The sequence below is a fragment of the Vibrio sp. 10N.261.55.C5 genome (genome assembly GCF_041470505.1).
Taxonomy (GTDB): Bacteria; Pseudomonadota; Gammaproteobacteria; order Enterobacterales; family Vibrionaceae; genus Vibrio; species Vibrio crassostreae_C.
Window position 1 is genome coordinate 22524 of sequence record NZ_JBFRMS010000065.1, and the last position, 22208, is coordinate 44731.

19 protein-coding genes are annotated in these 22208 nt (G+C 46.8%); 7 read left to right on the plus strand and 12 right to left on the minus strand.

The window, feature by feature from the left end:
* Positions 1 to 34: 34 nt before the first annotated feature.
* The 5 genes from atpG to AB4263_RS21405 all read left to right on the plus strand — a co-directional run bounded on the left by atpG (position 35) and on the right by AB4263_RS21405 (position 6185).
* A complete protein-coding gene (atpG, locus tag AB4263_RS21385; protein WP_008221382.1) occupies positions 35 to 901 on the plus strand; it encodes a F0F1 ATP synthase subunit gamma in 867 nt (288 codons plus the stop codon).
* Between the two features lie 51 nt (positions 902 to 952).
* Entirely contained in the window at positions 953 to 2356 is a 1404-nt protein-coding gene (atpD, locus tag AB4263_RS21390) for a F0F1 ATP synthase subunit beta (protein ID WP_008221380.1), read from the plus strand.
* Between the two features lie 18 nt (positions 2357 to 2374).
* A complete protein-coding gene (locus AB4263_RS21395) occupies positions 2375 to 2797 on the plus strand; it encodes a F0F1 ATP synthase subunit epsilon (protein ID WP_017069564.1) in 423 nt (140 codons plus the stop codon).
* Positions 2798 to 2979: 182 nt separating this feature from the next.
* The gene (gene glmU / locus AB4263_RS21400) at positions 2980 to 4338 is read left to right on the plus strand and encodes a bifunctional UDP-N-acetylglucosamine diphosphorylase/glucosamine-1-phosphate N-acetyltransferase GlmU (RefSeq protein ID WP_372098862.1); all 1359 of its coding nucleotides are present in this window, start codon (positions 2980 to 2982) and stop codon (positions 4336 to 4338) included.
* 227 nt (positions 4339 to 4565) lie between these two features.
* Positions 4566 to 6185, plus strand: coding sequence for a sensor domain-containing diguanylate cyclase (locus AB4263_RS21405; protein WP_102429019.1), 1620 nt, complete (start codon positions 4566 to 4568; stop codon positions 6183 to 6185).
* Between the two features lie 71 nt (positions 6186 to 6256).
* Here the strand turns inward: AB4263_RS21405 and punC are convergent, their stop codons facing one another.
* Positions 6257 to 7468 (minus strand): purine nucleoside transporter PunC, encoded by a 1212-nt coding sequence (gene punC, locus AB4263_RS21410; protein ID WP_017063021.1) that lies wholly within the window; start codon positions 7466 to 7468, stop codon positions 6257 to 6259.
* 163 nt (positions 7469 to 7631) lie between these two features.
* Between punC and punR the strand changes: the two genes are divergently transcribed.
* Positions 7632 to 8546, plus strand: a complete 915-nt coding sequence (punR, locus tag AB4263_RS21415) for a DNA-binding transcriptional activator PunR (protein WP_372098863.1) — start codon at positions 7632 to 7634, stop codon at positions 8544 to 8546.
* Between the two features lie 97 nt (positions 8547 to 8643).
* On the opposite strand, the gene ilvA is transcribed toward punR, so the two are convergent.
* The 5 genes from ilvA to ilvG are packed head-to-tail and all read right to left on the minus strand — an operon-like array spanning position 8644 to position 14980.
* Positions 8644 to 10188 (minus strand): threonine ammonia-lyase, biosynthetic, encoded by a 1545-nt coding sequence (gene ilvA / locus AB4263_RS21420; RefSeq protein WP_372098864.1) that lies wholly within the window; start codon positions 10186 to 10188, stop codon positions 8644 to 8646.
* Between the two features lie 3 nt (positions 10189 to 10191).
* A complete protein-coding gene (ilvD, locus tag AB4263_RS21425) occupies positions 10192 to 12033 on the minus strand; it encodes a dihydroxy-acid dehydratase (RefSeq protein WP_065584155.1) in 1842 nt (613 codons plus the stop codon).
* A 33-nt stretch (positions 12034 to 12066) separates the two neighbouring features.
* Positions 12067 to 13035, minus strand: a complete 969-nt coding sequence (locus AB4263_RS21430; RefSeq protein ID WP_017063017.1) for a branched-chain amino acid transaminase — start codon at positions 13033 to 13035, stop codon at positions 12067 to 12069.
* A 12-nt stretch (positions 13036 to 13047) separates the two neighbouring features.
* A complete protein-coding gene (ilvM, locus tag AB4263_RS21435) occupies positions 13048 to 13332 on the minus strand; it encodes an acetolactate synthase 2 small subunit (protein WP_017055442.1) in 285 nt (94 codons plus the stop codon).
* Between the two features lies 1 nt (position 13333).
* Entirely contained in the window at positions 13334 to 14980 is a 1647-nt protein-coding gene (gene ilvG, locus AB4263_RS21440) for an acetolactate synthase 2 catalytic subunit (RefSeq protein WP_372098865.1), read from the minus strand.
* Positions 14981 to 15452: 472 nt separating this feature from the next.
* Between ilvG and AB4263_RS21445 the strand changes: the two genes are divergently transcribed.
* Complete coding sequence (locus AB4263_RS21445; RefSeq protein WP_017058783.1) at positions 15453 to 16976, plus strand: YifB family Mg chelatase-like AAA ATPase; 1524 nt, start codon at positions 15453 to 15455, stop codon at positions 16974 to 16976.
* A 62-nt stretch (positions 16977 to 17038) separates the two neighbouring features.
* Here the strand turns inward: AB4263_RS21445 and AB4263_RS21450 are convergent, their stop codons facing one another.
* The 6 genes from AB4263_RS21450 to AB4263_RS21475 form a co-directional block, all read right to left on the minus strand.
* Complete coding sequence (locus tag AB4263_RS21450) at positions 17039 to 17995, minus strand: DUF2860 domain-containing protein (RefSeq protein ID WP_017066751.1); 957 nt, start codon at positions 17993 to 17995, stop codon at positions 17039 to 17041.
* Between the two features lie 139 nt (positions 17996 to 18134).
* Positions 18135 to 18734: a thiol:disulfide interchange protein DsbA/DsbL gene (locus AB4263_RS21455; RefSeq protein ID WP_017063015.1), complete on the minus strand. Its 600-nt coding sequence runs from the start codon at positions 18732 to 18734 to the stop codon at positions 18135 to 18137.
* Between the two features lie 55 nt (positions 18735 to 18789).
* A complete protein-coding gene (locus tag AB4263_RS21460; RefSeq protein WP_017058781.1) occupies positions 18790 to 19776 on the minus strand; it encodes a serine/threonine protein kinase in 987 nt (328 codons plus the stop codon).
* Between the two features lie 73 nt (positions 19777 to 19849).
* Complete coding sequence (gene ccoG / locus AB4263_RS21465; RefSeq protein ID WP_017066750.1) at positions 19850 to 21268, minus strand: cytochrome c oxidase accessory protein CcoG; 1419 nt, start codon at positions 21266 to 21268, stop codon at positions 19850 to 19852.
* 326 nt (positions 21269 to 21594) lie between these two features.
* Entirely contained in the window at positions 21595 to 21858 is a 264-nt protein-coding gene (locus AB4263_RS21470) for a YihD family protein (protein ID WP_009848104.1), read from the minus strand.
* A gap of 131 nt (positions 21859 to 21989) precedes the next feature.
* The gene (locus tag AB4263_RS21475) at positions 21990 to 22157 is read right to left on the minus strand and encodes a hypothetical protein (protein ID WP_372098866.1); all 168 of its coding nucleotides are present in this window, start codon (positions 22155 to 22157) and stop codon (positions 21990 to 21992) included.
* Between the last annotated feature and the right edge of the window lie 51 nt (positions 22158 to 22208).

Genomic DNA, 22208 nt, shown 5'->3' on the forward strand with positions numbered 1-22208 from the left:
TCGGGTCACCTCATACCATTAACGGAGAGTAACGATGGCCGGCGCAAAAGAGATACGTAATAAAATCGGTAGTGTTAAAAGCACACAGAAGATTACGAAAGCAATGGAAATGGTAGCAGCTTCAAAAATGCGTCGTTCTCAAGACGCAATGGAAGCTACTCGTCCATATGCAGAAACAATGCGTAAAGTGATCGGTCATTTGGCTAACGGTAGCCTTGAGTATAAGCATCCTTATCTTGAGGAACGTGAAGCCAAACGTGTTGGTTACATCATCGTTTCTACAGACCGTGGTCTTTGTGGTGGTTTGAACATTAACTTGTTCAAGAAAGCCATGAACGACATGAAAGATTGGTCTGAGAAAGGTGCTGACGTTGAACTGGCAATTATCGGTTCAAAAGCAACAGCATTTTTCAACAACAGCGGCGCGAAAGTAGCAGCTCAAGTTTCTGGCCTAGGCGATAGCCCTAGCCTTGAAGACTTAATCGGCTCTGTAAGCGTAATGCTAAAGAAATATGATGAAGGTGAATTGGATCGCCTGTTCGTAGTGTTCAACAAGTTTGAGAACACTATGGTACAAGAACCAACGATCGATCAATTACTTCCTTTGCCTAAATCAGATAGCGAAGATATGCAGCGCGATCATGCTTGGGACTACATTTATGAGCCTGAGCCAAAACCACTACTAGATGCACTATTGGTTCGTTACGTCGAATCTCAAGTGTACCAAGGTGTGGTAGAGAACCTTGCTTGTGAGCAAGCGGCTCGAATGATTGCAATGAAAGCTGCAACCGACAACGCTAGCGACCTAATCGATGATTTAGAGCTTGTGTACAACAAGGCGCGTCAAGCGGCTATTACACAAGAACTTTCTGAGATCGTTTCAGGCGCAGCAGCGGTTTAATCGCTTATTCGTTTTAAGCTTAGGTAAAACTAAATAGTTAGAGGATTAACGATGGCTACAGGTAAGATCGTACAGATCATCGGTGCGGTAGTCGACGTAGAGTTCCCACAGGGCGAAGTACCTCGTGTATACGATGCTCTGAATGTTAATGAAGTGAAAGAGCGTCTAGTTCTTGAAGTTCAGCAACAACTTGGCGGTGGCGTAGTTCGCGCAATCGTAATGGGTAGCTCTGATGGTTTACGTCGTGGTTTGACAGTTGAAAATACTGGCGCTCCAATCTCAGTACCAGTAGGTACTAAGACCTTAGGTCGTATCATGAACGTTCTAGGTGACGCGATTGATGAGTGTGGTGAAATCGGTGCAGAAGAGCACTACGCAATTCACCGTGAAGCTCCAAGCTACGAAGAACAGTCTAACGAGACAGCTCTTCTAGAGACGGGTGTTAAGGTAATCGACTTGGTTTGTCCATTCGCTAAGGGTGGTAAAATCGGTCTATTCGGTGGTGCAGGTGTAGGTAAGACCGTTAACATGATGGAACTTATCAACAACATCGCACTTCAACACTCTGGCCTATCTGTATTTGCAGGTGTAGGTGAGCGTACTCGTGAAGGTAACGATTTCTACTTTGAAATGCAGGAAGCAGGCGTTGTAAACGTTGAAAACCCTGAAGAATCTAAAGTAGCGATGGTTTACGGTCAGATGAACGAGCCACCAGGTAACCGTCTACGTGTTGCACTGACTGGTCTAACAATGGCTGAGCGTTTCCGTGACGAAGGTCGTGACGTTCTACTATTCGTAGATAACATCTACCGTTACACGCTTGCAGGTACTGAGGTATCAGCACTTTTAGGCCGTATGCCTTCTGCGGTAGGTTACCAACCTACTCTTGCAGAAGAAATGGGTGTTCTACAAGAGCGTATCACGTCAACTAAGCAAGGTTCTATCACGTCTGTACAGGCGGTATACGTACCTGCGGATGACTTGACTGACCCGTCTCCAGCAACAACGTTCGCGCACTTGGATGCAACGGTTGTACTTAACCGTAACATCGCAGCTATGGGTCTATACCCAGCGATCGACCCGCTAGATTCTACATCTCGCCAACTGGATCCATTGGTAGTTGGACAAGAGCACTACGACATCGCTCGTGGCGTTCAGTCTACACTTCAGCGCTATAAAGAGCTGAAAGATATCATTGCTATCCTAGGTATGGACGAGCTATCTGAAGAAGATAAGCAAGTAGTATCTCGTGCTCGTAAGATTGAGAAGTTCCTTACTCAGCCTTACCACGTAGCGGAAGTATTTACTGGTGACCCAGGTGTTTACGTACCTCTAAAAGAGACTCTACGTGGCTTCCAAGGTCTACTATCTGGTGAATACGATGACATTCCAGAGCAAGCGTTCATGTACTGCGGTACTATCGACGAAGCTATTGAGAATGCTAAGAAGCTATAAGGCTAACTAGGAGGCGATATGGCAGCAATAACCTTTCACCTAGACGTAGTAAGTGCAGAGAAAAAGCTTTTCTCTGGTCTTGTTGAGACGTTTCAGGTGACCGGTAGTGAGGGTGAACTTGGTATTTTCCATGGTCACTGTCCACTGCTGACCGCTATAAAGCCTGGCATGGTGCGTATTGTTAAGCAGCACGGCCACGAAGAAATCATTTATGTTTCTGGTGGTATGGTAGAAGTTCAGCCTGGTACAGCAACTGTACTGGCTGATACAGCTATCCGTGGTGAAGAGCTAGACGCAGCAAAGGCGGAAGAAGCTAAGCGCAAGGCTGTGGAGAATATCCAAAATCAGCATGGCGACATAGACTTCGCACAAGCGGCCGGTGAACTGGCTAAAGCCATTGCTCAGTTACGAGTTATCGAACTGACAAAACAGCGTCGTTAATCTTTTTAAGATTACAGACTCTGAGATAAAGGCGACCTAAGGGTCGCCTTTTTGCATTTTTAGATTCTCAAAAATGCTTCTTTTACGTATCACTACTGGTTAAATGGTTATTGCGATTTAATTTTTTGCCCAAAAACGGTTACAATATCGGCTTAATAAAAATAACGTTGGATAGGTTTACAATGAAGTTTAGCGCGGTAATTCTCGCGGCGGGCAAAGGCACTCGCATGTATTCAAACACACCAAAGGTTCTGCACACACTTGCGGGTAAGCCAATGGTGAAGCATGTTATCGATACATGTAATGGTCTAGGCGCTCAAAACATCAACCTGGTTTACGGCCACGGTGGTGATCAGATGAAGGCTACCTTAGCTGAAGAATCTGTAAACTGGGCACTGCAAGCTGAACAGCTCGGCACAGGTCACGCTGTGGATCAAGCATCTGCACATTTCGCTGATGATGAAAAAGTATTGGTGCTCTACGGTGATGTTCCACTAATCTCACCTGAAACCATTGAAAACCTATTAGACGCTCAACCAAACGGTGGCATCGCGCTACTTACTGTCGTGTTAGACAACCCGATGGGCTACGGACGTATTATTCGTCGTAATGGCCCTGTTGTGGCTATCGTTGAACAGAAAGATGCAACGGATGAGCAGAAGCTTATCAAAGAGATCAATACCGGCGTTATGGTGGCGACTGGTGGCGATCTGAAGCGCTGGTTGTCAGGTCTAAGCAACGACAACGCACAGGGTGAATATTACCTGACTGACGTTATCGCTGCGGCTCACGACGAAGGTCGTGCAGTTGAAGCGGTACACCCAGTAAGCCCAATTGAAGTGGAAGGCGTTAACGATCGTTCGCAACTGGCTCGCCTAGAGCGCGCTTACCAAGCTACGCAAGCCGATAAGCTATTGAAGCAAGGCGTGATGCTACGCGACCCAAGCCGCTTTGATCTGCGTGGTGAACTGCAGTGCGGTATGGACGTTGAGATTGATACTAACGTTATCATCGAAGGCAGCGTAAGCATTGGCGATAACGTGGTTATCGGCACTGGCTGCGTGCTGAAAGACTGTGAGATCGATGACAACACAGTTATTCGTCCATACAGCGTAATCGAAGGAGCGACTGTTGGTGAAGACTGTACGGTTGGTCCATTTACTCGCCTACGCCCTGGTGCAGACATGCGTAACGATTCGCACGTCGGTAACTTTGTTGAAGTGAAGAACACTCGCCTTGGCGAAGGCTCTAAAGCCAACCACCTGACTTATCTTGGGGATGCTGAAATTGGTCAGCGCGTAAACGTGGGTGCGGGTGCAATTACTTGTAACTACGATGGGGCGAATAAGTTTAAGACCATTATTGGTGATGACGTATTCGTTGGTTCAGACAGCCAATTAATCGCGCCTGTTACGATTGGTAATGGTGCTACCGTTGGAGCTGGCTCTACAGTGACGCGTGATGTGTTGGAAAATGAGCTGGTTATCAGCCGAGCTAAAGAGCGCAAGATCGCTGATTGGAAACGTCCGACTAAGAAGTAACCTTTCCGCCTCCAGCACTTAAAATTGGATTCCAATCAAAGCCAGTAACGTCAGTTGCTGGCTTTTTTGTCAGAATTTACTGACAGTGAAATAATAGATTTGCCAATTGTATTTTGTTGGAGGCTTGTTAGTATTCAGGTTACGGTTCGGTAAAGTTGGGTTAATACATCGTGATATTGGTTGAAAAGAAATGGCAAACATTGCCGATCATTATTTTGTCTTTTTCAATGTTAATAGGTCTCTATGGCTTTTATGTCACCTTGGAAAAGTTAGTGGTGGAGAATGAGCGCGATCATCTTGTCTCTTTGATGTCCGATGTTATCTATGAAATTCGTGAAGACAGCGAGTTATTTACGGCTGGCGTGGATGTTGATCACTACATTGGAGGGTTAACCCAAGCCAATACTCGCCTTCGAATTCAAGTGATCAATACCGATGGGGTAGTGATAGGGGATACGGACTTATCTGAGCATGCATTGGCGAGAGTGGAAAACCACGCTAACCGCCCCGAATTCCAACAAGCGCTTCAACAAGGTATTGGCAGTGATGTCCGTTTTAGTACCGTGACCTCCATCGACCGAATCTATTATTCAATGAAAGAGAGCGTTAACGGACAAGATTTCGTTGTCGTGATCTCCTCGCCAATGCATCAATTGAAACAGATGAACTTCCAATTAATGGGAATACTGGTGGGCATGGTCGTGCTGAGTTTAAGCTTCTTGATTGGCACCTCTTACGTGAGCAATCGCCAAATCGTTCAGCGAGTGGAAGAGGAGCAAAAGAAGCAAGATGAACGGATTCGCCAAAGAACCCATGAAATTGAGCTGATGCATCGCCTTGCGACTATGCTGGCCGCGTGCAGCAACATGGTTGAGGCGCAGCAGATCGTTTCAGATATCTTGCCGCGTATTCTTGGTCAGGTGAATGGCAGTGTTTCTTTGATGCGTGCATCTCGTAACCAGTTGATCACTCAGCTTGATTGGGGAGAAACATGGCCAGGCAGTGTCAGCTTTGCTCCGGAAGAGTGCTGGTCGCTGCGCAAAGGGCGTGCTCATCTATCGAATAACGATTTTCATTCTCTTACTTGTGGTCACATGCATGAAATGGACAACAATCAAACCTTGTGTATTCCGCTGACGGCGCACGGCAATACCATTGGCATTATGCACCTCTATTTTGGTCAAGGTGATATCAAGATTGATCCGATTATCGAACAGTTGGCTTTTAGTGTTTCTGAACACTTGGGGCTCGCTTTAGCCAACCTCAGCTTGCAAGAGAAACTGCGTTCTCAAGCATTGAGCGATCCGCTGACTGGCTTATTCAACCGTCGTTTCTTCGAACAAAAACTGGAAGAGCACTCAATGAATTCGCCCACCAGCGAGCAGCCATTATCGCTATTGATGCTCGATTTGGATCACTTCAAACGCTTCAATGACAACTTTGGTCATGATGCAGGTGACTTCGTATTGAAAGAGATCAGCGCACTGCTCAAACAGAGTGTTAGCGAAGACGAGATTGCTTGCCGACTCGGTGGTGAGGAGTTAGCGGTACTGCTTCCACATTATTCAATGCAAGAAGCGACGGAGTTTGGTCAAACCTTATGTGATACGGTGCGTTCAATGCACCTTGAGCATAAAGGTCTGTCATTAGGTCAGTTGGGTGTTTCGATAGGTGTCGCCACTTATCCTAAGCCAGCGTCTGATACCGAGTCTCTGGTTAAGATGGCCGATAATGCTTTGTACATGGCGAAAGATATGGGCCGCAGCCGAGTGGTTAACTATGATGAATATAGCCGCCATAAAGCGCCAGCGTTAGAAGTAGTCGATGGTGAAGTTGCTGCAAAATAAGTAGAAGTAAAATTTAGATATAAAAAAAGAGCGAGTAATCTCGCTCTTTTTTGTTTTCGTTAACTTAGAAACTAGTCTTGTTTCTCGTCAGCGACTACTCGAGAGTTGTCAGGTGTCGCGAAGTGTTCAGAAAGCTCTTTGTTCGAAACAATATAGCCAACCCACAACGCACCCAAACAGATCACAACGGCAATACCCGTCGCGCTTAGTGCTTGGCTAGCCATTGCCGCGACCAATGCACTTGATAGGCCACTGATACTGATTTGCAGGCTGTTTTGTAGACCAGCAGCTGTTGCTGGGCTTTGTTTAGCGCTTGATAGAGCACGGTTTACTACGATTGGGTAAAGTGCGCCGTTTGCGACAGCAATCAAACAGAAAGGCGCAAGTAGAGGCCAGATTGACGTCAGTTCCCACTGTGATGCGATAAAGATAAGCATCGCCGCTACACTGAACAAACCGATAAGGTTTCTTAGTACAACGCCATCGCCATATTTCTTCACTGCTTGCTTACCGAAGTAACCACCCGCCATGAACGCGATTGTTTGTGGGATAAAGCTCAAACCGATGTCTTTTGCTTCATAACCTAGTTGAGCCATGATCTCTGGCATACCCGTTAGGTAAGCGAAGAACGCTGCAGATGCTGAAGCAAACATTAAGACATTACCCATGTAAGGCTTTGATTTAAGCAACATCTTGATGTCTGTCTTAATCGATGTCTGTTTTACTTCAGGCGCTTCTTTTGGTTGAGCCATTGTTGTCGCCACTAGCAGTGCACCCATCAAGGTTAATGTGATGAAGATGCTGTGCCAGCCAAAGCTATCCGCCAGTAACACACCTAGCTGAGGTGCTAATGCAGGAGATAGCGCAACCAAAGGCATGATGGTTGCAAAAATTTGTTGGCTACTGCTTTGTGAGTAACGCTTGATAACCATTGCTTGCCAGATTACCGCAGGAGCACATACGCCGATCGCTTGAATGAAGCGCAGTGTCAGTAGATGCCATACCTCGGTGCTGAATGCTAAGCCGAATGAAGCTGCAGTAAAGATAACAAGACCAACCGCCAGCGTATTACGGTGACCATACTTGTCACTCGCCAGACCCCAAAGAAGCTGACCCATTGCCATACCGCCAAGGAATACCGTTAAAGACAGGGCAATCTGCTCTGGGCCGGTTGCGAAATCAACTTCCATTGCCTTAAATGCAGGAAGGTACATATCGGTCGCAATAAAGCCAAGCATTGAAAGAACTGCAAGGTAGACCAATTGAAATTTAGAAATATTCATAAGATGCCATTAAGCTAAAGGTAATGATGTTTTTATCATCAAAAAAATTGTTTGATATACAGAAGTGAAAGCCCCTGTTTATTTATGCTGACATTCTATTTTTCAGACCTGATAAAATAAAACGCTAAAATATGTGGTTATCAATCAAAAAATTTGAAGGCTTATGTTCTCTAAATCCTCTCTAGAAATGCTCGATACGGTAGCGCGCTTGGGCAGTTTTACCGCGGCGGCTGAGCAGTTGCACAAAGTGCCCTCGGCGATCAGTTATGGTGTCAGACAGGTCGAACAAGAACTGGATGTGCTGCTTTTCAGGCGTTTACCGAGAAAGGTTGAGCTCACTCCGGCAGGTGAACTGTTCATTGAAGAGGCGCGTGCACTACTGAGGCAAATGGAAGAGGTCAGTGCCCAGACTCGTCGAGCAGCTCGAGGTTGGAAGAAAACCTTGCGTCTGACGCTCGATAATGTGGTGAAGCTCGACAAGATGAAGCCGATGATTGAAGAGTTCTATCAAACCTTTGAGTTTGCCGAACTTCAGATCAACATGGAGGTATTCAACGGCTCATGGGAAGCGATTGCACAGGGCAGGGCGGATATCGTGATTGGCGCCACCTCAGCTGTGCCAGTTGGTGGCGATTTTGAAGTCAAAGACATGGGGCAATTAGATTGGGCATTTGTAATGTCGCCAAGTCACCCGTGTGTGCGCGAACAGAACCTCAATGAAGAGTTCGTGAGCAAATATCCAGCCATCTGCTTGGATGATACCTCCAGTGTGCTCCCTAAGCGACACACAGGCCACTACTCAAGTCAAAGACGCCTGTTGTTACCCAATTGGTATAGCGCAATTGAATGCCTTAAAAATGGAGTAGGGGTGGGTTATATGCCGAGGCACATTGCCGCGCCAATTATCGAACAAGGCTTGCTGGTGGAAAAAATACTGCCTGAACCGAGTCCGCAGAGTCATTGTTGTTTGGTGTGGCGAAAAGACGATAACCATAAGTTGATCGAGTGGATGGTGAAATACCTAGGATCGAGTGAACAACTTCACCAAGATTGGTTGGATCATCGCAAGGCGGTCTAATGATCTTAGCGAGAAGATCCTTTTCAAGTTTGAGTTGAATCAGCACCAATAAAAAGAGCGAGTAAATACTCGCTCTTTTTGATTCGGTCGTTAACTCTTATGACAAGAAGAACTTGTAGGAAGGGTTATCGGTTTCATCTTTACACTGATAGCCAAGCTCTCGTAGATGTGTTGAGAACTGAGCCAAATCATCGTCTTCAAGTTCAAAGCCACACAATACACGGCCGTAGTCGGCACCGTGGTTACGGTAATTGAATAGGCTGATATTCCAGTGTGTCCCTAAGGTATCAAGGAATTTAATCAATGCACCTGGGTACTCTGGGAACTCAAAGCTGTATAGGCGTTCTTTCAGTGGCTTCGATGGTTTACCGCCAATCATGTAGCGAATGTGCAGTTTTGCCATCTCATCATCAGAGAGATCGACAACCGGGTAGCCGCCCTCACGTAAGTCATTGATGATGTGTTCGAGTTCTTCTTGACCACCTTGTAGGCGTACACCAACGAAGATATTCGCTAGGCTTTCGTCGTTGTGGCGGTAGTTAAACTCAGTTACCGCTCGACCACCAATAATATTACAGAACTCTAGGAATGCTCCTTGTCGCTCTGGAATCGTAACCGCAAGTAGACCTTCTCGCTTCTCACCTAGTTCACAACGTTCAGAGACATAACGCAGACCGTGGAAGTTGGTGTTAGCACCAGACAGTACCGTCGCCAGTTGCTTGCCTTGCAGTTGATTCTGCTCTGCAAACTTCTTTAAACCAGCCAGAGCAAGCGCACCAGAAGGCTCGGCAATCGCACGAGTGTCTTCAAAGATGTCTTTGACCGCAGAGCAGATCTCATCGCTAGACACGGCAATGTGACCATCGATGTACTGCTGACACAGACGGAATGTCTCTTCACCAATGCGCTTAACCGCAACGCCATCGGCAAACATGCTGACTTGATCCAGTACTACTGGCTCACCGGCATCGAGGGCTGCTTTCAAGCAAGATGAATCTTCAGGTTCAACCGCGATGACTTTTATTTCCGGCATCAATTGCTTAACTAGCACGGCAACACCCGCAGCCAAACCACCACCACCGACAGGCACAAAGATGTAATCCATGTGACCATTTTGCTGAAGCATTTCCATACCCATGGTGCCCTGTCCGGCGATCACCAATGGGTGATCGAATGGAGGCACAAAGGTGTAGCCATGTTCTGCGGAAAGGCGTTCTGCTTCAGCTTTAGCTTCATCAAAGTTGCTGCCGTGTAGAACTACGTTACCGCCAAAGCCACGTACCGCATCAACCTTGATGTCTGGTGTGGTTTTTGGCATCACAATCGTGGTTTGAATACCAAGCTTAGAACCGGACAGCGCCATACCTTGAGCATGGTTACCTGCCGATGCTGCAATCACACCTGCGGCTTTCTGTTGCTCTGAAAGGCTTGATACCATGTTGTAGGCACCACGTAGCTTGAACGAGTGGACCGGCTGACGGTCTTCACGCTTTAGCTGAACCTGATTACCAATGCGAGCACTTAAGCGAGGCATCTCTTGCAGAGGTGTCACGATTGCGGCTTCGTAAACTGGCGCTCTCAGGATCTGACGCAGATAATCTGCGCCAGTTTGTTTTTGGGGACTGACCGTGTCATCACTCATAGACTAGCCCTCTAGCTTAGACTTATCACGCACGGCGCCTTTGTCGGCACTGGTCGCCATGCTTGCGTAAGCTTTCAGTGCAAAAGACACTTCACGCTGACGGTTTTCTGGTTTCCAGCCTAGTGCGTCTTGCTTAACACGACGCGCTTCTAGTTCAGCTTCAGGCACATCAAGTGTGATCGAACGGCTAGGGATGTCGATAGTGATGATATCGCCAGTGTTTACTAGACCAATCACACCGCCACTTGCTGCTTCTGGAGAAGCGTGACCGATAGACAGACCCGATGTACCACCCGAGAAACGACCATCTGTTAATAGAGCACAAGACTTGCCTAGACCCATTGATTTTAGGTAAGTGGTTGGGTAAAGCATTTCTTGCATGCCCGGACCACCTTTAGGACCTTCGTAACGAATAACAACCACTTCGCCCGCTTTCACTTTGCCACCTAAGATGCCATCAACAGCACTATCTTGGCTTTCAAATACGATAGCAGGACCTTGGAATTTCAGGTTCTCTTCATCAACACCTGCTGTCTTAACGATACAACCGTCAACGGCGATGTTGCCTGAAAGTACGGCTAGGCCACCTTCTTGGCTGAATGCATTCTCTTTAGTACGGATACAACCTTCTTTACGGTCGTCATCAAGACGATCCCAACGGCAATCTTGTGAGAAGGCTTTGGTGGTACGAATACCTGCTGGGCCCGCGCGGAAGAACTTAAGTACCGCTTCGTCTTCTGTCTGCATGATGTCGTATTGAGCTAGCTGCTCTTGCATGCTTAGGCCAAGTACAGTGCGAGTTTGGTTGTTCAGTAGGCCTGCGCGGTCTAGTTCACCTAGGATAGCCATAACACCACCAGCGCGGTGAACGTCTTCCATGTGGTATTTAGGTGTTGAAGGCGCAACCTTACATAGGTGTGGAACGCGGCGAGACATCTCGTCGATATCACCCATATCAAAGTCGACTTCACCTTCTTGAGCTGCTGCCAATAGGTGAAGAACGGTGTTACTCGAGCCACCCATTGCGATATCTAGAGCCATTGCATTTTCAAAGGCTGCGCGGTTCGCGATGTTACGAGGCAGTGCTGATGCGTCATCTTGCTCGTAGTAACGCTTGGTTAGGTCAACGATACGCTTACCAGCATTGATGAATAGCTCTTCACGGTCAGCGTGCGTTGCTAGCATAGAACCGTTACCAGGCTGAGATAGGCCTAGCGCTTCAGTTAGACAGTTCATTGAGTTAGCCGTGAACATACCTGAACAAGAACCACATGTCGGACACGCAGAACGTTCTACTTGCTCACTTTGCTCATCAGAAATCGTTGGATCGGCACCTTGAATCATTGCATCAACAAGGTCTAACTTGATGATTTGATCGGAAAGCTTGGTTTTACCCGCTTCCATTGGGCCGCCTGATACAAAGATCACTGGGATGTTAAGGCGCATTGCTGCCATCATCATTCCCGGAGTGATTTTGTCACAGTTAGAGATACACACCATCGCATCCGCACAGTGTGCATTGACCATGTATTCTACTGAATCCGCGATAAGCTCACGTGATGGCAGTGAGTACAGCATGCCGCCGTGGCCCATTGCGATACCATCATCGACTGCGATGGTGTTGAATTCTTTAGCGATACCGCCCGCTTTCTCGATTTCACCTGCTACCAATTGACCCATATCTTTAAGGTGAACGTGGCCTGGTACGAATTGAGTGAAAGAGTTTACAACTGCGATGATTGGCTTACCGAAGTCATCATCTTTAACGCCAGTTGCACGCCATAAAGCGCGCGCACCAGCCATGTTGCGTCCGTGGGTAGTCGTTGCTGAACGATAGATTGGCATTGCTTAAATCCTTATAAAATATTTGGCTGTTGCTTACTTAGTTGTTTGCGTTTGGTTTTCTGAAGTTTGGTCTGCTGGGTAAACGTAGTCTAACCAGCCCCACTTATCTTCAGTGGTTCCATTGAATAGACCAAAGTAAGCCGCTTGAACTTTTTCAGTGATAGGACCGCGTTTGCCTTCACCTACTGTAATTTTGTCTACGCTGCGAACCGGAACGATTTCCGCCGCTGTGCCTGTCATGAATACTTCATCGGCAAGGTATAGCGCTTCACGAGCAATGTTCTCTTCACGGATCTCATAACCCATGTCTTTTGCTAGTGTCATGATCGAATCACGCGTGATACCCGGCAGAATCGCACTGGTCGCTGGTGGTGTGGATAGCACGCCGTTACGTACCACAAAGATGTTCTCACCAGCCCCTTCAGAAAGGTAACCATCAACACTCAGTGCGATGCCTTCATCGTAACCATGACGGCGAGCTTCGCCACCAACTAATAGTGAAGATAGGTAGTTACCACCGGCTTTTGCTGCGGTTGGGATCGTGTTTGGAGCGGCACGGTTCCAGCTAGAAATCATTGCATCAACGCCGTTTTCTAGCGCTTCTTCACCTAGGTAAGAACCCCAAGGGAAAGCAGCGATGATAAGTTCCATCTCAGTGTTTTCTGGAGGGCATACGCCCAAACCTACGTTACCAACAAAGCCGAGAGGGCGGATGTACGCTGACTCTAGCTTATTTTGACGTAGCGTTTCGCGAGTCGCTTCCATAATTTCTTCCTCTGTGTAAGGAATAGGGAAGCGGTAGATTTTTGCTGAGTCTTTTAGGCGCTTAGCGTGTTCAGGGTGACGGAAGATAACCGGCCCTTTTGGTGTGTTGTAACAACGAACACCTTCAAACACAGAAGTACCGTAGTGCATTGCGTGAGTCAGGACGTGAACGTTCGCCTCTGCCCAAGGAACCATCTCACCGTTAAACCAAATATAGTCTGCCGTTTTAGCTGTCATGTTTGTGGTTCCTTATGCGTTTATCTTTTGTTGTAAGTTGTTGTTTGGCAATTCATTACGACTGATAGAGATAACGTCAACGGTACGCACATCCCACAGCTTTTCGATTTGATTGACTAAGAAAGAGATCGGACGGTCACTGTCTACAATGATCTCAACACTCGCCACTTTGCTTTCGTGGTTTTGAGTGCCCGCTACTTGCTTAACAATAAAGCCACGGTGGCGGATAACACGAAGAACACGCTCTAGTAGTACAGGCTTATCATCGGCTTTGATGTCTAATAGGTATCTTTTCATGTTATGTGTTCTCCAACATCTCACTGTTTGAAGCACCTGGCGGTACTAGTGGCCATACGTTCTCTTCTTCATCGATAAGAACATGAAGTAGGTAGGCGGTTTTGCTCTCTAGCATCTCTTTTAGTGCTGGCTCTACTTCTTCTTTACGCGTGATGGTTTTACCCGGGATATCGAACGCTTTCGCTAGCATTACGAAGTCTGGGTTGTCATCTAGGATAGTTTCACTATGGCGGCCATCGAAGAACAACGATTGCCATTGGCGAACCATACCCAAGCGAGAGTTGTTAAGAAGTACCATCTTCACTGGGATTTGGCGGCGTTTCAGCGTGCCAAGCTCTTGCACGTTCATCATGAACGATCCATCACCAGAGATAAGAATAGATTGGTCATCAGGACGCCCAACCGAAGCACCCATTGCAGCTGGCAAGCCAAAGCCCATGGTGCCTAAACCGGCAGAGGTAATGAAGTTCTGTGGATCGCGAGGCTGAATGTGCTGAGCTGCCCACATTTGGTGTTGGCCCACATCAGTCGATACGATAGAGCTTGCTGGCATCATGTCTGACAGTTGCTTCAACAGCAGTGGAGCAAAAATCAGATCACCAGGGTGGTCGTAACGCCATTTGAATGAGCTACGAAGACCTTCAGAGTGATGAACCCAAGAGGAGATGTCTTGGCTTAGCTCTAGTTGAGGCATGATCTTGTTGATGTCACCGCGAATTGGCGCATTGGCAAGACGCAGTTTGCTGAACTCAGCGGCATCGATATCGATATGGATAACCTTAGCATGCGGCGCAAAGGTATCGAGTTTGCCAGTTACTCGGTCATCAAAACGAGCACCGACAACAATCAACAGGTCACTCTCTTGAACCACAAGGTTAGCGGCTTTAGTGCCGTGCATACCCAGCATGCCAAGGTAGTGTGGGTCGTCACGTTCGATAGTGCCCAAGCCTTTCAGTGTGCTTACTGCTGGCATTGGGTTTAGGCGTAAAAACTCACGAACCGCATCGGTTGCTTTAGCAAGTTGAACACCACCACCTACGTATAAAACAGGACGGGTCGCTTGAGAAAAAAAGTACTGTGCCTGTTCAATGGCATCAGTTGTCGCAACAGGAATTGCGGGTGGAGTAAATTCAGGAAGAGCGTTAACAGGTGCTTCTGCTAGTTGAACGTCTTTAGCGATATCGACGATAACCGGGCCAGGGCGGCCAGACTTTGCTACCACAAACGCTTCAGCGAGGGTTGGAGCTAGCTCTTCAATATCAGTTACTAGGTAGCTGTGTTTAGTACATGACAGAGACATACCAATCACATCCATTTCTTGGAATGCATCGGTACCAATGTGGGAACTTGCAACCTGACCTGTGATAGCAACCAATGGGATTGAATCCATAAAGGCATCAGCAAGGCCAGTAACTAGGTTGGTTGCACCTGGTCCCGAGGTTGCCATACAAACAGCGACATCTTGTGTTGCTCTAGCCATGCCGATCGCGGCCATAGCGGCGCCTTGCTCATGGCGACATAGGATATGTTCAACCCCGCCGTCATAGAGTGCATCGTAGATTGGCATGATGGCACCACCGGGGTAACCAAATACGGTCTCAATTCCTTGTTGCTTGAGTGCGGATACGACTAGTTCTGCGCCTTTCATCGGAATTCTCCCGTATTACCTTTATTTTGGTAACTGTTTCCTTTGTCTCTGCACATCTTGTGCTCCCATTCTTCCTGTAAATCGGCAAAGCCGAAAATGCTCAAAAATATAAAAATCGAATGTTTAAATTAGAAAAAACCCCCGGACTTGTCAGTGCGGGGGTTTTTTCTAATTCGTGGTTACTTTCTTCCCACTCGCCCCCGCGCAGTCTTAATAATGACTACGATAATCAGGTTAATCAGTGCGTAAATGCGAGCGTTAAAAATCATAATATTCGAGTTTTCTCGTTTATTGTCTTCAGTAAATGTCTACATCTCTAGTGTTATCACACAAATCTGCCGCATGACAAGGGAAATGTCATTCTTTTTTCACATTAAAATACCATTCCACCAAGCTATATAACAACCTTATCGCTTTGGTGAGCAACGAATATCCAGAGCGAATACTTTTAAATCAAAGACAAAGGAAAGTTATGGGACTCGCGATAATTCATAGCCGAGCTAGTGTGGGTGTAGAGGCGCCAGAAGTGACCGTTGAGGTGCATATAAGCAACGGAATGCCTGGCTTCACGCTGGTGGGTCTACCTGAAACAACGGTCAAGGAATCTAAAGACCGAGTGAGAAGCGCGATCATCAATTCTCGCTTTGAGTTTCCATCGAAAAGAATCACGGTCAATCTCGCCCCAGCCGATTTGCCCAAAGAAGGTGGCCGTTTTGACCTGCCCATCGCGCTTGGGATTTTGGTGGCGTCAGATCAGCTTCCGACATCAAAAATAGCTCAACATGAATTTATCGGTGAGTTGGCATTGTCAGGAGAACTTCGCTCGGTAAAGGGCGTTTTGCCTGCGACGTTAGCCGCCGACAGTGTAGAGCGATGCTTAGTTGTCCCACATCATAACGGTGATCAGGCTGCGCTGGTGGGCAAGGGAGCGCATAAATCTGCACAAACCTTGTTGGAGGTTTGTGCTGACATGTGTGGACAGGCTCAGCTTGGGCTATATAGAACGGAACATCATCAGGCTGATGTTTCAGTGCTTCGCGACCTACAAGATATTATCGGCCAACAACAAGGAAAGCGAGCTCTAGAGATAGCCGCTGCTGGGAATCATAACTTATTGTTTCTTGGCCCACCCGGAACCGGAAAAACTATGCTCGCTTCTCGACTGCGTGACCTATTACCTGAAATGAGTGATGACGAAGCGATGGAAACCGCGTCGGTGGCCTCGTTAACGCAACAAGAAATCAATCAATACAACTGGAAGCAACGACCTTTTCGCTCTCCTCACCATTCCAGTTCAATGGCGGCATTAGTGGGTGGTGGTTCGGTGCCTCGCCCCGGAGAGATCTCTTTAGCGCATAACGGCTTATTGTTCTTAGATGAGATGCCGGAGTTTGAGCGCAAGGTGCTTGATTCATTACGAGAGCCACTAGAGTCGGGCGAGATCATTATCTCCCGTGCTGCGGGCAAGACTCGTTTTCCTGCGCGTTTTCAATTGGTCGGTGCACTTAACCCAAGTCCAACGGGTTATTACGAAGGTAACCAGGCGCGCGCCAACCCACAGATCATTCTGCGTTACCTCAATCGCTTATCTGGGCCCTTGCTGGATAGGTTCGATATGTCATTGGAGATACCTCTGTTGCCAAAAGGAATGTTGGCCGAAGGCGGTGATCGCGGTGAAACCACTCAAGTAGTTAAGCAAAGGGTTAGGCAGGCGCGAGAGTTAATGCTATCTCGCAACCATAAATCGAATGCACTGTTAGGTAGCCGAGAAATTGAGAAGTATTGCCCACTGCGACGCGAAGATGCAGAGTTTCTTGAGACAGCACTACATCGCTTGGGTTTATCGATTCGTGCTTATCATCGAATTATTAAGGTGGCACGAACCATTGCCGACCTTGACGGTAACGAGCAGATCGAAAAGAAACATCTATCAGAAGCGCTAGGCTATCGCGCGATGGATCGCTTGCTGAAACAACTCACGGCTCAAGCTGTCTAGCAAGCAGAAAAAGCCTGCTTAGATGCAGGCTTTCGTTGGATTGCAGTTCATACTCGCTAAGGTTAGAACTTGTAGTTCAAGCCAACTGAAACTATATATTGAGACTCGTCGTAGAAGGTAATGTTCGAGTCGCTGGTGCCGTAGCCTGCCAGTGAAATAAACGACCAGTTTTCCCAATCCATGAATTGATCATACTCATAGGCGGCGAATAGGTTGATATTGTCGTCGCTGCGTTTCTTGTCGTAGATCGGGTTGCTCGCATCGTAAGAGCGTTGGTTGTAACCCGCTGTTAGTGCGTACTTGTGACGCCCCATGCCACCAAACAAGCTTACCTCACCACCGAATTGGTCGTAAGATTCAGCTTTACCATCAGCATCACGTGTTTGATAGATGACGGATGGAATAAGCATCATGGTACGACTAAGTGGCAGGCGATATTGACCTTTCAAGTAGAGAGTATTGGCATCTCGTTTGAGCTCTTGATCTTGAATATCATCCTTGTCGACATCTTTGGTCGCATAGGCCATGTCTAGCGAGAAAGCTGAGCCCGCAATGTTGCTTAGCTTCAAACGAAACGCATTGCCAGTTTCATCGGTCTTGGTGCGAGCTGATGTGGTGTTGTATGGATCAGCCCAAGTTTCACCAGACATAATGGTTGGCAGCAGTGAAGCGTCGATCACCATGCCTGACTCAAGTTGGTATTTGTAACCGACTTCGAGAACTACAGTACCTGTTGCTACATCATCTCGCGCGGTACCTGTGTATACCTGATGGTTTAGCTTTTCACCAAAGGTATAAGCAACACTACCTAAAGGAGCAACCAGAAAAGAGCTTTCCGAAGAAGCCTTCTGATCTGTGGATGAAAGATTGCTATCAGCATCGGTATTAAAGTTCGAGGTGGAAGAGGTAACCCCGGTATTGAGAGAGATTTCACCACTGAAACCTTGTTGGTCTGCAAGCTTGGCAAAAGCGGGAGAAGCCGCAACGCTCAATGCCAAGAGAGTTATTTTTATTTTCATTCAAGGGCTCCTTGCCCACCGGTTCTTAGGACGGGTTATTAATAGCAGTAAAGCTTTAAACTTCCAGGTTAATTATTTATCAATAATGATTTTTGAACTAGCAAAAAAAAGGAAGCCGAAGCTTCCTTTCATCAATGGCTTACTTCTTTAATAAGAAGTTCACGAGCTCGAAGTACTCATCAAGAGAGTTGATACCTTGAGCTTCTACTAGGTAGCGGTTGTTAACCACAACAGCGGGTACACCTGAAAGGCCGCTGTCTTTGAATGCTTTGTCGAAGCGACGAACCATAGAATCTACAGCAAAGCCGTTATACGCAGCATCGAATTTCTTCGCATCAACGCCTTCGTCTAGGAAGATTTGACGCAGTTCTTCTTCATCACGTGGTGGCTTGTTCATTGTGTGGATGCGGTTAAACATCACTGGCACCATTTTATCTTCAACTTTCAGTGCAATCATTGTCGCGTAAGCTTTGCTCATTGGCAGACCCATGTTGCCACCCATGAATGAAACATGGTTCTTCTGTAGCTTAGCGTCTTTAGGTAGCTGTTGTTTTAGCTGCTGGATGATTGGCTCAAAGCTATTACAGTGTGGGCAGTAAAAAGAGAAGAACTCTGTCACCATTGGTTTTTTTGATGCTTCTAGGTCGAGAACTTTGTAGTGTTCACCTTCGTTAAATTTCGCAGCGTGAGCGGTAAGGCTCAACATGATCAATGAGAAAAATGCGAATAGCTTTTTCATTTATCCAATCTCCATTATGTTTGAATTTTTATCTAGTTGTATGTTGCGATTGCTGTTACCACTGAGGCATTAACGAAAGTGGTGGCTCTTGCAGGGTAGCAATTTGCTCTTTACAAGCAAGTACTTGTTGCTCCCAATATTTCGGATCATTAAACCACGGGAAGGCCAGAGGAAACGCAGGATCGTGCCATCGTTTCGCCAACCATGCCATGTAATGCACCATACGTAGACCGCGTAGTGGTTCGATTAGTTTCAGTTGTGCGGTATTAAAATCGCAAAACTCTTGGTAACTCTCTAGCAAAATATCCAGTTGCATCAGCTTATCTTGGCGCTCGCCATTGAGCAGCATCCACAGATCTTGTATCGCAGGGCCGTTACGTGCGTCATCAAGATCGACGAACATTGGCCCATCGCGCCACAAAATATTGCCAGGGTGGCAGTCACCGTGCAGGCGGATATTCTCAATGTTGCTCGGCCACTGGCTCTCTAGCTCTTTGATCAGAAGGTCAACGTCATTGAAGAAGGCATTTTCTAGGTGCGTCGGGATAAACTGAGAGTTCTCTAGAATCTTACGTGGCTGATAAAGGTATTCATCTAAGCTGATGGTCGGGCGATGCTGGAATGTTCTTCCCGCGCTGGCTTTATGAATACGACCAAGAAAGCGTCCTACGCCTTCCAATTGATCTAGATTGTCAACTTCATACTGTCTGCCGCCAACACTTTCAAATAGTGCAAATAGGTAGCCTTGGTATTCATGTAAGGTTGCACCGTTGATTCGCATTGGAGGCGCAACCGGCATCTCTTGTTCGATAAGCTCGAGTGCGAAGTCATGCTCTTCTTGGATCTGTGCCTTGTTCCAGCGTTGTGGACGGTAAAACTTAACGACGTAGCGCTTACGGTCTTCATCGGTGAACTGATAGACACGGTTTTCGTAACTGTTGAGAGCGAGAAGCCCGGATTCAGCGCGAACTCCGATGCTCTCCAGTGCGTACCACATGAAGTCAGGAGTCAGGTTATCAAAGTTAAAGGCTTGCATCGTCATAGAATAAAAAAGGCTCATTACTGAGCCTTTTTCCATTTATTGGGTTGTTATACCAAGCACTACGGTGCGGGTATCAGAGCTTCTTGATAAAGCGGCTTTCGACTTCCATCGTAAACTCTTCATTATCCGAGAGTATAAACTGAATTGTCGAAACTGGTGAGCTCAGTTTTTCTGGGTCGGCGCCCAAACTGATAGGTAGGTTCAAAACCTCGCCTGGATCGACAGTAATCGTCTGTTTACCATACCAGATAGAATCGGGCAGTCCGCTAACATCGAGTTTGTACTCTTGCTCTTGTTGAGTCTTGTTGATCACTTTCAAGGTGTAGGTGTTTTCAACCAACCCTTGGTTATTGACTCTAAACAGTTGGTTTCGGTCACGCAGAACACTTAGGCCGGCAGGATCAACGCTCGCGATTTGGGCGAAGAACAAGCCCAGCATCACGATCAAGATAGCGCCATAGCCCAACAGCTTGGGACGCATTACCTTGGTCGAGTGACCTTCAAGTCTGTGCTCGGTGGTGTAATTGATCAGGCCTTTCTCATAGCCCATACGCTCCATCGTGTTGTCACAGGCATCAATACACGCGCCGCAGTTAATACACTCGTATTGCAGGCCGTCACGGATATCGATACCCGTAGGGCACACTTGTACACACAGATTACAGTCAATACAGTCGCCTAGACCAAGCTCTTTTGGATCGGCTTTACGAGAGCGAGGGCCACGGCTTTCACCACGTTCTGTGTTGTAACCAACGATGAAGGTGTCTTTATCGAACATTGCCGACTGGAAACGCGCGTAAGGACACATGTGCAGACAAACAATTGAACGCATCCAACCCGCATTGGCATAAGTACATCCAGCAAAGAACAGTACCCAAAACACCGGCCAGAAAGACGAGTTAAAGGTAAAGAAGCCAACCACTAACTCTTTGATTGGGATGAAGTAACCAACAAAGGTTAAGCCCGTCGCAATGGCTATCGCCCACCACGCAATGTGTTTGATGGTTTTTCTGAGGATTAAATTGCTCGTCAGTTTGCCCGAGTCTTGTTTTCTTCGCTTATTGGCAGCGCCTTCTAGCTTCTCTTCGAACCAGATATACATGAAGGTCCAGACGGTTTGTGGGCATAAATAGCCACACCAGACACGGCCTAAGAAGGTGGTTATGAAAAACAGGCCAAACGCGGCAATCATAAATAGGATCGCGAGTAGGGTCAGATCTTGCGGGTATAAGGTGGTGCCAAAGAAGTTGAACTGTTGGCTGCCGATATCGAGCAAGATCGCTTGACGTTCACCAAAGGGAATCCATGGGATAAGCGCAAAAAGTAAAAGTAAGAACCAACCGCCATAGCGACGCAGTTGTTGGAATTTACCTTTGCTTTCTCGAACATAGATTCGGTTACTTGGGTTAAATCGATCTCCATTACCTTTATGTGTTTTCGGGTTAAAGGTTTTAGGAGTCACATCTTTGATATCGATTTTATCCTGACTCATGGACTATCCTTTTTGTGGCTTGTTTGCCCGGTTAAGTCGGGCATGACGACATTACTTGAAAGTATGGTTTAGAGAACCTGTTGAAATTGAGCTTGGTGCATTTGTTGTTATCGCACTCACTCTTATTATTTTAGAAGATTCTTATGGATGGCGATTATAGCGACAATCTTGTTCTCATTTCTTTAACGCTATCAACCTTTAACAACAAAAGTCATAACAGTTGTGACGAAAAAATAGCGAACAGAAACAAAAAAGCGACCTGGTGGTCGCTTTTTAAAATTGAGTGTTTTATCTATACGGCAATTGAGCTCTAAACTAACGGGCGACTAAAGAAGGCCACGTGCTTTTAGAATTGCGGTTTTGAAATCATCTTCTTGGTCTTTTTTCAGGCCCGGGATCATCTCATCTTTTTCGCTGTTGCGCATTTTTAGGTGATAGATAAGAACATCGTCAGTCAGTTCTTCAAGCTTGCCTTGGTAGCCCGCTTCTTTTGATAGTTTAATGATGAACTCTAATAGGTTAAGCTCTTGATCTTTCTGCCACTCAGGCTCCATCAGTTCAAGCAGTTCTTCAATGCGGTGACACTTCATACTTTATTTCTCCACAAATTTTATAATGATTTGTGGCTAAGGTATCAAATCGGGTAGGGAATACCAATGTGTAAACACATTTCAAGATGGGAGCGGGCAAGAAAAAAGCGCAGTAAAAACTGCGCTTTTTGTTAAGCGGCTTTAATCACTTTCGTTGTAGTCGGTGCTAATAAAGCAGTCTTCTTAACTAGAGTCATTGTAGGAGCCAATTTCTTAGCCGTTGGAGCAGCAACAAAGCCACTACGACGACGCATCGCACTACGGTTGGTGTGCGAGAACCTGACAGCTGTTGGGCGCATTAATTTACCTAACGGTCAGGCATATCCATTGCCAATCTAATGGCCTGATTT